Origin of the sequence: Pseudomonas azotoformans, from assembly GCF_001579805.1 — a bacterium.
GTDB lineage: Bacteria > Pseudomonadota > Gammaproteobacteria > Pseudomonadales > Pseudomonadaceae > Aquipseudomonas > Aquipseudomonas azotoformans_A.
Window position 1 is genome coordinate 5,914,471 of sequence record NZ_CP014546.1, and the last position, 10,936, is coordinate 5,925,406.

Genomic DNA, 10,936 nt, shown 5'->3' on the forward strand with positions numbered 1-10,936 from the left:
GGCTGGATCCTCAGTGGGTAGTCGCGGGGGCGTTGAGCATTTCCTGCTTGAGCACCTGGATGCCCTCTCGCGCCTGCTTCAAGACCTGTTGTTTACGCACGGCATTGGCCTTGGCTTCGGCCAGGCTGGCGTCGGCTTCGATCTGGTCGGCCAGGGCGTCCACCTCGACGTACTTCATTTCACCGATGGCCTGGTCCATGCGCGCCAGCTTGTCCTGGGCGGTTTTCATTTCCAGCGGTGCGAACTGGGTCGCTTGCGCCGCTAAGGCGCGCCCCACCGCATCACGGGCCAGGGAGATCTTTACCGCTGGCGGCTGCGGCGTGGCACAACCTGCCAGTACCCCGGCGACAATCACGGCCCAGGCCGAGCGGCGCAGGCGTTGGCTCACACTGGTCATCTTCATGTGTTGACTCCTAAGCATGTTCTTACGGCTGCCGGGCGATGGGAGCAGCCCTGCCGTATCGCTTGTGTTCAAGCGATCGCGCCATCCTAGGAGGAAAAATACGGGCTGGAAGAATGAAAAATCCCACCTAGTTGTGGGATTTTTCTCAGAGCAAGAGCAAGTCCTACGTCGTACGCGCAGCGACCGCCTCAACTTCAATCAACGCGCCGGGTAGCGGCAGCGCCACCACTTGCAACGCCGTACGCGCCGGTTTGTTCGGCTGCTCAGGGGTGCCAAAGAACTGCGTATAGCCCGCCTGCAAGCCAGCGAAATCCAGCTTGCCGCCCGTCTCTTCGGCCCCTACCAGGAACACCCGCAACTGCACGATATCGCCCAGGTCCAGGTCTTGCTGGCGCAGGATCTTGCGCAGCTTGTTGAATACCGACACCGTCTGCACTTCGGTCGTGCCATAGGCGGCTGGCGTGCCCACCGGGGCGTTTTCGTCGTGCAGGTCGGGCAAGGTGCCACTGACAAAAATCAGGCTGGCAGAAGCCGGTACGGTGACGGTCTGCGAGATCGGAAAATCGCCGACGCTGGTGCGTTGAATGCTGTCGCTCATGATGAATCTCCTTATGACGCGGCAAGTGCCGCGCTGTGCTGTTGGTGGGTAACCCGTTCAGCCAGTTGCCCGACCACATGGCGCGCCGAGTTGGCCGCCGATTCCTGCCAGATGCCTACGCCGCTTTGCACCAGTCCATCGCCGGCGAAATACACACGGCCGTGGCCGGCTTCGAGCAAGGCGCTGGCGTCGGCCGGGAAGTGTTCGCGTTGCAGCCACGGGCCTTCGCTGTAGGGGATCTGTTCCCAGGACACTGCCAGCGGGTTGCGCAAGTGTTTGGAATAACCGGGGTGCAGCAGTTCCACGGCCTCTTTCGAGGTGGCGTACTGCTGGTCGAAGGGTTGCGCACCAAATACGTCGGCGCCCTCGCCGGTCACGTAGCCCGCTACCAGCAAGCCTTCGCGGGTATTGAGGTCATTACTCGGGTACCACAGCAGGCGTGCCGGGTGTTCGATCCACGACAGGCCGCCGTAGGTGCGGTAGTCGGTTTCCCAGAATCGCGGTGACTGCCACGCCACTTTGGTCGCCTGGTCGCTGCGGGTGCTGAGCAAGGCGGCCTTGATCGGGTCGCTGACGTCGGTGTCGAGCTTGGCCAGCAGCGGCAGCGGCAAGGTCGAGATCAGGTAATCGGCGCGCACCACCTGTTCGCGACCGCTGAGCTTGTCGTGATACGTCACCGCTACGCCGTCTTCCAACTGACGGATCTGCCGCACCTGGGCGCCCAATTGCACATACCCCTGGACGCGCTGGTAGAAGGCATCCGTGATGCGGTCCATACCACCGACCGGTTGGAACATGGTGGCGGAGAACTCCGGGAATTCCGTGTGCAGTAACGCGCCCCACAGTTCCGGGTGCAGCAGTTGATCGAGTGATAACGGGCGACGGCTGGCGGGCAAGGCGCCGGGATGGACAGGCGACTCCAGGTGCCCCGAACGGATCGTGCCCTCAAAGGCCAGCGCCTGTGACAGGTCGCCATACACCTGCAGGAACGCCAACAGCCGCGTGCGCTCCTCAGCGCTCAACACATCATCGAGGGCATCGCGCTGCACCGCCTTGGCCAGCAACCCGGACACCTGCCCCCGTGCATCATTGATCGCCTGGCCCACCGTGAATGCCGGTTTGCTCACATCTGGCCGCACCTGGGCGCCATGGCTGCTGTTGACCAGCACCTCAAGCGGCACGCCCAACTCGCTGCAATAATCGAGAATGGTGCGGTGCTGGCTGGGAATCCGCGCCGGCCCGGCATTGAAGTAATGCCCTGTGTCGAAGGTGGCGGTTTGCGTGCGGCCGTCCTTGTAATCCACACGATCGCCATTGCGAATGGTCCAAGTGCGGCCACCCACACGGTCACGCGCCTCCAGCACTTGCACCTCGAACCCGGCGCGGGTCAGTTCCAGTGCCGTCACCAGCCCCGCGATCCCGGCGCCCAACACCAGCACGCGGGTGCCCTGCCCCATGCCCGCCTTGAGTTTCAGCGGTTGCGGGCGGCGGTGTGACGACGGGCCCAACCCCAATGCCGCCAATGCCTCCTTGACGGCCTGTTCGCCGCCTACCGCAGCAATGCTCGACAGCGCTTCACGTCGTGTCAGTCCCATGTTCGATGCTCCTTAATCCGGCAGGCCCGGTGGGTTGATCAGCGACGTGTCGACGCGCTCGATATCCAGGCCCCAGCGTTGCAGCACCTGTTCGTATTGACCGCCAGCAATCGCGCCTTCCAGGGCGGTGTGGATCGGCTTGACCAGGCCGTTGTCCTTGCGCGTGGTCACCGCGATATCCGCTTTCAAAGGCCAGCCACCATTGACCGTGCCGACCCGCTTGATACCGCCGGTGATTGCCGCCGAATAGGCGTACACCGAGTTGGGCCCGAACAGCGCATCGCTGCGCCCGGATTGCACCGCCAGTTGCGCGGCGGCCTGGTCGTCGAAGTACTGCAACAGTGCCGGCTTGAGCCCGGCTTTTTCATTGGCGTCGTTCCAGGCCAGCAGGACTTTTTCCTGGTTGGTGCCGGAACCAACAATGATCTTCAGCCCGGCAATGTCCTCGGCCTGCTTGATCGCGCTGATCTTGCTGGTGCTCTTCACATAGAACCCGAGCACGTCCTGGCGATAAGTCGCGAAGTCGAAACGCTTCTTGCGCGCCTCGGTCACCGTGACGTTGCTGATCACCGCGTCGTACTTGCCCGAGCTGACGCCCAGGGGCCAGTCTTCCCAGCTGGTCTGCACCACGTTGAGTTGCAGGCCCAGGCTGTCAGCAACCAACTGCGCCGTATCGGCCTCGCTGCCGATGGTGGTCTTGTCGTCATTGGCCAGCAGCGCCAGCGGCGGCCCGGCCACACCGGACACGGCCACGGTGAACTTGCCCGGTTGGGCAAACTTGAAGCCCGGCGGGATCTGCGCGATGGCCGCTTCGTTACGCGGTACATGAATGCGCGGGCGGTCGGGGCTGAGGTCGACCTGTTGCACGGCGAATGCGCTTTGCGCAGTGCTGACGGCCAGCGTCAACAGGGCGATACGAGCGGTAGAGATAAGCATGGGCAGTCACTCCTTGAACTAAAGCACCTTGCCGAGAAAGGCCACAGTGCGGGGATGTCGGGGTTGGCGGAAAATCTGTTCAGGCGGGCCTTCTTCAATCAACTGGCCGTCGCAGAGGAACACCACGTGGTCGGCCACTTCACGGGCAAAGCCGATTTCGTGGGTGACGATCACCAGGGTCACGCCCAACTGGGTCAGGCCCTTGATCACGTCGAGCACTTCGCCCACCAGCTCCGGGTCGAGGGCCGACGTGGGTTCATCGAACAGCAGCACTTTGGGGTCGAGCGCCAAAGCGCGGGCGATGGCGACACGCTGTTGCTGGCCGCCGGAGAGCTGGCGCGGATAGGCATCGACCTTGTCCGCCAGGCCGACCTTGGCCAGCAGCTCGGCCGCCTTGGTCTGGGCTTCGGACTTACTCCATCGTTTGTGGGCCAGGGGCGCCTCGGCGACGTTCTCCCAGGCGGTGAGGTGCGGGAACAGGTTGAAGTTCTGGAACACAAAACCCACGTCGATGCGGCGCTTGAGAATCTCGCGTTCTTTCAGCTCGTAGAGCAGGTCCCCCTTGCGCCGATAGCCAACGTATTCACCGTCAATGGTGATATGCCCGCTGTCGATCTTCTCCAGATGGTTGATGGTGCGCAGCAAGGTCGACTTGCCCGAGCCGGACGGCCCGAGGATCACCGTGACCTTGCCGGGGTCGATGGTCAGGTCGATGTCTTTCAACACCTGTTGGTTGCCAAAGCGCTTGCCCACGCCCTGGATCTGGATGCGCCCGGCGCGAGCTTCACTCATGGGTTTTCTCCTTGACCCAGCGGCGTATGCGTTGCAACGGCGTGGGCGGCAGCACCCGTGCCGTGCCACGGGCAAAATGGCGCTCGACGTAGTACTGCGCGCTGGTCAGCACGGTGGTGATGATCAAGTACCAGACCGTCGCCACGATCAGCAGCGGGATCACCGCCTGGGTACGGTTGTAGATAACCTGCACGGTGTAGAACAGCTCGGGCAAGGCCAACACGTAGACAATCGAGGTGCCCTTGACCAAACCGATGATTTCATTGAACCCCGACGGCAGGATCGAACGCAGCGCCTGGGGCAGGATGATCCGGAAAATCCGTCGTGAGGCCGGTAAACCCAACGCCGCAGCGGCTTCATGCTGGCCGGCATCGACACCGATCAGCCCGCCGCGAATGATCTCCGCCGCGTACGCCGCCTGCATCAGGCTCAAGCCCAACACCGCCACGGTGAATTGGCTGAGCACGTCTACGGTGGACCACTCAGCGAACACCACTGAGGTGAACGGCACGCCGAGCACGATGTGGTCATACAGGTAGGCAAAGTTGTACAGGATGATCAGCACCAGCAGCGCCGGCATCGAGCGAAAGAACCAGATATAGCCCCAGGCCAACGCCGCCAACAGCGGTGAGCCCGACAGGCGCGCCAACGCCAGCGCCGTGCCGAGAATGATGCTGAACACCGTGCTCAACAGCGTCAGCAGCAGCGTCTGCCCCAGCCCACGCAGCACCGACGGCGAGAAAAACCACTGGCCGAACACGCCCCATTCCCAGCGCGGGTTGGTCGCCAGGGAATGCACGATGGCCAGCAGCACCAGCGCTGCGAAGATCGACCCGGCCCAGCGCCAGGGATGCCGCGCGGGCACCACTTGCAGGGCCTTGATCGGCGTGGAGACACGGGCCTGGCGCACCGGGCTGGGCGAGTCAATCAGGTCATAGGATTTGGCGACGATGGGCATGGTGAATTCCTCGGCCTCAGAAGGCATAGGTCAAGCGGGTGTAGTAGTACCCGCCGGTAAAACCGTAGGGCGAATAGACGCCATAGCTGCTGACCATGGTGCTGCTCGGCACCCCTTGTTTCTTGGGGTAAATGTCGAACAGGTTCTTGGCGCCGACAGCGATGTTCAGGTCTTTGGTGAGGTTGTAGCCAAGGTCGAGGTCGGTGATCCACTTGGCGGCGTAGATACGGTCCAGGTCGCGATTGGCCGACGAGTTGACCTCTTTGTAGGAGCCGTAGCGGGTCAGGGCCAGGTTCACGTTGAAGCGGTCGATGCTCCAGTCGCCACCGAGGATCAGCTTGGTGCTGGGCTGCACGCCGGTGATCAGGTTGCGCGCCTCGCGGTTCATCAACTCGTAGGAGGTGCCCAGGATGTTGGTGGACTCCTTGTAGTTGAGGATTCGCGTCTGGTTCCAGTTGAACGCGGCGGTCCACTTCACCGCACCATACTGGCCGAGGTCCTGGCTGTAGTTACTGACCAGGTCCAGGCCTTTGGTGCGAGTGTCGGCGCCGTTGATAAAGTATTGGCCGCCGGAGGTGGAGTTGATGCCATTGCCTTGCAGCACCTGGGTGATCTCGGAGCCGAGCAAGGTACCGGTGAGGGTGATGCGATCGCGCAGGTTGATCACGTAGGCATCGGCGGTGAAGCTCAAGCGATCAGTCGGCGTGAGGGTGAAACCGAGGCTGAAGTTGGTCGAGCGCTCCGGCTTCAACTCCTGGGCACCGAGCGCCTGGGCGGCACCGGACCCCACGGGCAACACGCCATAGTTGATCGACTGATACACGCCGTCGACCACGCCATAGGTGGTCGAGCGCGCACTGAACAGGCTGTTGGCCAAAGACGGCGCGCGGAAGCCGTTGCTCACCGTGGCGCGCACGGCGAATTGCGGGTTGAAGTCATAGCGGGTGGTCAACTTGCCGCTGCGGGTGGCGCCGACGCCCTGGTTGTAGTGCTCATAGCGAAACGCCGTGCCGACGTACCAGTCCGGCACTGGGTTGAAGCCCACATCGACATAACTGGCCAGGCTGTTGCGCGAGGCGCTGCTTTCTTCATCCGGCGAAATGCCGTTGGTGACCTGCGCGCCCGACGACGCGCAATTGCCCGGCGCCACGCAGTAGCCGCCATTGGCATAGGACTCATAGTCGCCGGCCTGCACCTCGTAGGTGTCGCGCCGATGTTCGAAACCGACGCTCAGGTCCAACGGCTTTTGCAGGCCAATATCGAAGCCGCGCTTGAAGTCGAGGTTGGTGGTCAGCTCGGTGGAAATCCAGGTGCCGGAGGTGAAGTGATTCGGCGTGGCCTCGCCCAGCGATGGGTTCTGGTTGTGGGTGGTGCCCTGCTCCGCGTCGTTGCGCCCATAGGTGGTGGACAGGTCCCAGTCCCACTCGCCTACCGTGCCTTTACCGCCGAATGCGGCCTGGAAATCGTCTTCATCAATGAACCAGGTCGGCGTGTAGCCACCGGGGTAACCGTTCGGCCCGGTGGTGATGGTGTTAGTGATGGTCGGCAGACGGAAGTTCTGGCCCTGCTCGGCCTTGCGGCGAGAATAGGTGGTGAAGGAGTACAGGCTGAAGCTGTCGTCGATCGGCAACTCGGCGTTGTAGCCCAGGGTCAGCAGGTTGGTCTTGGGCGTGCCGTAGCCGCCATACGTCGAGCGTCCGGCTTGCTCGTAGGCTTGCGCGTAGGTGTAGCCGTTGGCGCTGGCCTTGTTGTCGTCATTCTGGCTGCGGGCGTCCAGGGCCAGTTGGACAATGCCGCCGTTGCCGATCTCGAACCCCTTGTTGAGGCTTTGTTGCACGGTCTGTTTCTTGCCGTCATACCCCTGGCCGACGTTGGTCACCGAAGTGCCGCTGGTGTCGGCCTTGAGGATCACGTTGATCACCCCGGCGATAGCATCGGAGCCATATTGCGCGGCGGCGCCGTCGCGCAGGACTTCCACGTGGTCGATGGCGCTGATGGGGATCAGGTCCAGGTCGGCCGGGGCCGCACCGGTATTGATGCCATTGATATTTAGGGTGGCCGCGGTGTGACGGCGCTTGCCATTGACCAGCACCAGCACTTCGGCGGCGCTCAGGCCCCGCAGGTTCGGGGCGCGGGCGATACCGCTGGCGTCCCAGCCGGTTTTTTCCGGCAGGGTCAGCGATGGAATCACGGCGCTCAGGGCTTCCATGAGGCCGGGTTTGCCGGTGTTCTGCAGTTGCTTGGCGCTGACCACATCGATCGGCACCGGGCTGCTGGTGACGGTGCGTTGCTCGGCGCCGCGGTTGCCGGTGACTACGACGGTGGACAGGGTGCTGTCGTCCTGGGCTTGGGAGGTGTTGGCCAGGAGGGCCAGGGCCAGTGCGGCGGTGGGTTGTAGGGCTCGCTTCATAGGTATTCCTGCGTTTCCAAATCGCGGAGTCGGGCAGTCACGCGGGCGGGCGCGGTGCTCGGTTTTTTTTGGGGTGTCGGGCGATTTGGGAAGCTAGGTGTGGGGCGAGGTTTGAATTGGCAACATGCGTTGAACTCCCTTCCAACGATTCTGCTGCGGGGGTGTCAGCGCAGAATCCGAATCTAGATTGGTACCATCCGAGGTCAGGGGTAGGCTGTTGAGTTCAAACATAACGGAATGGATTTTAAAAATATAATGCTATTTGGGTATAAGCTAATATTCTCAGATTTCATTATTTCTTTTTAGAATTATTCTTATTGGTAATGTTTTTTTGCAGCTAGGTACGTGTACATATCCGTTGCTGTGGTAACGGCTACTTATGGTTCCGCTCTTACAGCGGGTCACTTTTGGAAGAGCGCCAAAAGTAACCAAAAACGCTTCGCCCCAACACTCGGTACCTCGCCTAGGCTCGGTATGCCCGTAATCCGACAGTGATTTGGGGGGCCGCCGCCACGCGCCATCCATGGCGCGGGGCGGCTAAACCGGCATCCCTGCCGGTTTACCCCCCAAATCCCTATCGAATTCCGGCCAGCGTGTTTGACGGGGCGCCTAAGATCAAAATCAAGATCTAAAGCAAAGCCAGAGCCAGAGCCAGAGCCAGAGCCAGAGCCAGAGCCAGAGCTGAATTAGATCTGCTTTCTGTGGGAGCTGGCTTGCCTGCGATGGCATCAACTCGGTATGCCTGATGTACCGAGTCGCCTGCATCGCTGGCAAGCCAGCTCCCACATTTGACCGAGTTCGACCAAACAATACCGGTCGGCTCGAAGGCCGCCGCGGTTGTTTTTGATTTCGATCTTAGGCGCCCCGTCAAACACGCTGGCCGAACGCAGGCTTGAATCCGTGGGTAACCCGGCAGGACGCCGGGTTAGCCGCGCTGGGCCAAGGATGGCCCATCGCGGCGGCCCACGGATTCAAGCCGGAGTGAGGGCATGCCGAGCCTAGGCGAGGCACCGAGTGTTGGGGCGAAGGCCTTTTGGTTACTTTTGGGCCTTTCCAAAAGTGACCCGCTGTAAGAGCGGAACCATAGGCCGCCGTTACCCAAATAACGGATATGTACACCAAACAACCTATCTACCAGGCCGCAACAGTTGCATCTGCTGCCGATAATCATCCGTCACCTGCCGCGCCTGCCCACTACTGGTAATCACCTTAGGCGTAATCAACACAATCAACTCCGTCCGATCCTTCGACTTGCTCGTAGTCCCAAACAACCACCGCAACCCCGGCACCCGACCCAGATACGGCACAGCACTCACACTCTCCCCGTTGTCCTGCTTGATCAGCCCCCCCAGCAACACCGTCTGCCCACTCTGCACCGCCACCTGCGTCGACACCGAACGCGTCGAAATGCGCGGATTCACCGGCGTGTCGCTATTGGCACTCTGACTCTCGGCATCACTGACCTGCTGCTGAATATCCATGTACACCAACCCACCCGGATTGATCCGTGGCACCACATCCAGAATCACCCCGGTCTGCACATACTCGACACTGCTCAAGGTGGTGTCCGCATCCCCGGTATTCACCGTCGTCTGGTTGATCGGAATGTTGTCCCCCACCTGAATCTGCGCCGGCTGGTTGTTCATCACCACCAGCGACGGCGCCGACAACACCTGGGTGCGGCCATTGGTTTCCAGCGCATGCAACGCCACCTGCAAATTCGAACTGACGAACGAGTAGAACAACGAATCCGTCGCCCCCAGCCCCGCCCCACCACCGCCCAGCGCGCCCTGGCTGCCGGAAGCATTGGCCACGGTGGTGCTGGAGGAATTGCCCGCAAGACGCCCCAGGTACCACTGCACGCCCAGGTCCAGTTCACCGGTGAGCTTGACCTCAAGAATGCGCGTCTCGATCTGCACTTGCAGCGGCGGATTATCGAGGCGTTTGATTGCTGCTTCGATCTCTTTCCACTGCGCAGGCCGGGTGCGCACCAGCAACTGGTTGCTGCTCTTTTGCGCGGTGATGCGGGTGCCGGCTTCGAGGGCGTTGGTGGGGGCGACTTCCTTCTCTTCCGGCTCCGGCGCTTCGGCGGCAGGTGGGTTGTTCTGCAGGCCGCCGGTATTGAGCGACGACAGGGTCGTCGTGCGCAGGCCTGGCGCGACCTTCGCCGGTGTGTCGTCCTTGATCGCGCCGGTGCCGTAGATTTGCCGCAGGTACTTGGCCAAATCAGCAGCCTTCATGTTGCGCACGTCGTAGACATACATCTGCGGCTCGTTGCCGCCGCCCTCGTCGATGGTGCGGATCCAGTCGCCTACTTCGCTGAGGTACTGCGGCTGGGAAGAAATCGCCACGACCGAGTTGGTCCGCTCAATCGGCAAAAAACGCAGCATGCCGGCCAGGGGCATGCCGCTGTCAGGACCGAACAGGCTTTGCAGCTGGGGCATCAACTCAGCCACGGAAGCCCGTTGCAGCCCGAAGACGCCCACCGACATGCCCTTGAGCCAGTCCACATCAAAGGTGTCGATGGTGTCCTGGTAGTTGGCCAGTTCATCCGGGGTGCCGGCCAGGCTGAGCACGTTGCGGGCTGGATCAACCAGTAAAAATGCATTCTCACGCGCGAACGGCTTGAGCAATTTCTGCATCTCGGTGGCAGCGATGTAGCGCAACGGAAACAGCCGCGCCGACAGGCCGCTGGACGGTTGCGCCACGCTCATCTGCGGCACCAGCTTGCCCGCTACGGCCTGGCCGGCGGGCAGGATCACGTAGCGATCACCCTGTTTGATCATCGCGTTGTCGGTCCAGGACAGCAGGGTTTCGAGGATCGACAGCGCCTGTTGTTTGTCCACCGGCTTGGAGGTGGAAAAGCTCACGTTGCCTTTTACGCCCTGGGTGATGCTGTAGTTTTCGTGCAGCAGGTCGCCCATCACGCTGTTGATCACCGCTTCGATGGGCTGGTCGGCGAAGTTGAAGACGATATCGCCACCCTCCTCTTTCGCCACCGGCTGCGCTGCCGGCGCGCGCACGAACTGTTGGTTGCCACGGATCAGTTGGCGCTGCGTTGGCGTTTTAACCGCAGGCGGTGGACTGTCCGCCACGGTTTGCTCGGTCGGCGGGCGTTGCGAGCCGGTGCCTTGCAGGGCTTCGTGCAGCAGGTCGTCGTCCGGATCGAGGCGGTCGGGGAAGGATCCACAACCACTCAGGACAAGAGCGGTCGCCAGGCAAAACGTTGAGGTGCGCATGTCGA

8 protein-coding genes are annotated in these 10,936 nt (G+C 61.9%); all 8 read right to left on the minus strand.

Features of this window, described 5'->3' with window-relative positions:
- Positions 1–10: 10 nt before the first annotated feature.
- Positions 11–403, minus strand: coding sequence for a DUF4398 domain-containing protein (locus AYR47_RS27080; protein ID WP_033900064.1), 393 nt, complete (start codon positions 401–403; stop codon positions 11–13).
- Between the two features lie 163 nt (positions 404–566).
- Entirely contained in the window at positions 567–1,001 is a 435-nt protein-coding gene (locus tag AYR47_RS27085) for a RidA family protein (protein ID WP_061449043.1), read from the minus strand.
- An 11-nt stretch (positions 1,002–1,012) separates the two neighbouring features.
- Positions 1,013–2,596 (minus strand): flavin monoamine oxidase family protein, encoded by a 1,584-nt coding sequence (locus AYR47_RS27090; protein WP_061449044.1) that lies wholly within the window; start codon positions 2,594–2,596, stop codon positions 1,013–1,015.
- A 12-nt stretch (positions 2,597–2,608) separates the two neighbouring features.
- On the minus strand, positions 2,609–3,532 hold the full coding sequence (locus AYR47_RS27095; RefSeq protein WP_061449045.1) for an ABC transporter substrate-binding protein: 924 nt from the start codon (positions 3,530–3,532) through the stop codon (positions 2,609–2,611).
- Positions 3,533–3,550: 18 nt separating this feature from the next.
- Complete coding sequence (locus tag AYR47_RS27100) at positions 3,551–4,324, minus strand: amino acid ABC transporter ATP-binding protein (RefSeq protein ID WP_061449046.1); 774 nt, start codon at positions 4,322–4,324, stop codon at positions 3,551–3,553.
- Complete coding sequence (locus tag AYR47_RS27105) at positions 4,317–5,282, minus strand: amino acid ABC transporter permease (protein ID WP_033900055.1); 966 nt, start codon at positions 5,280–5,282, stop codon at positions 4,317–4,319. Before AYR47_RS27105 ends, AYR47_RS27100 begins: the two co-directional genes overlap by 8 nt.
- A 16-nt stretch (positions 5,283–5,298) precedes the next feature.
- Positions 5,299–7,692: a TonB-dependent receptor plug domain-containing protein gene (locus tag AYR47_RS27110; protein ID WP_061449047.1), complete on the minus strand. Its 2,394-nt coding sequence runs from the start codon at positions 7,690–7,692 to the stop codon at positions 5,299–5,301.
- Positions 7,693–8,819: 1,127 nt separating this feature from the next.
- Positions 8,820–10,931, minus strand: a complete 2,112-nt coding sequence (gene gspD / locus AYR47_RS27115) for a type II secretion system secretin GspD (protein ID WP_061449048.1) — start codon at positions 10,929–10,931, stop codon at positions 8,820–8,822.
- Between the last annotated feature and the right edge of the window lie 5 nt (positions 10,932–10,936).

Bases quoted from the DNA above. Each gene is read 5' to 3' on its own strand.
- AYR47_RS27080 (WP_033900064.1), bottom strand. From the start codon at position 403: ATGAAGATGACCAGTGTGAGCCAACGCCTGCGCCGCTCGGCCTGGGCC.
- AYR47_RS27085 (WP_061449043.1), bottom strand. From the start codon at position 1,001: ATGAGCGACAGCATTCAACGCACCAGCGTCGGCGATTTTCCGATCTCG.
- AYR47_RS27090 (WP_061449044.1), bottom strand. From the start codon at position 2,596: ATGGGACTGACACGACGTGAAGCGCTGTCGAGCATTGCTGCGGTAGGC.
- AYR47_RS27095 (WP_061449045.1), bottom strand. From the start codon at position 3,532: ATGCTTATCTCTACCGCTCGTATCGCCCTGTTGACGCTGGCCGTCAGC.
- AYR47_RS27100 (WP_061449046.1), bottom strand. From the start codon at position 4,324: ATGAGTGAAGCTCGCGCCGGGCGCATCCAGATCCAGGGCGTGGGCAAG.
- AYR47_RS27105 (WP_033900055.1), bottom strand. From the start codon at position 5,282: ATGCCCATCGTCGCCAAATCCTATGACCTGATTGACTCGCCCAGCCCG.
- AYR47_RS27110 (WP_061449047.1), bottom strand. From the start codon at position 7,692: ATGAAGCGAGCCCTACAACCCACCGCCGCACTGGCCCTGGCCCTCCTG.
- gspD (WP_061449048.1), bottom strand. From the start codon at position 10,931: ATGCGCACCTCAACGTTTTGCCTGGCGACCGCTCTTGTCCTGAGTGGT.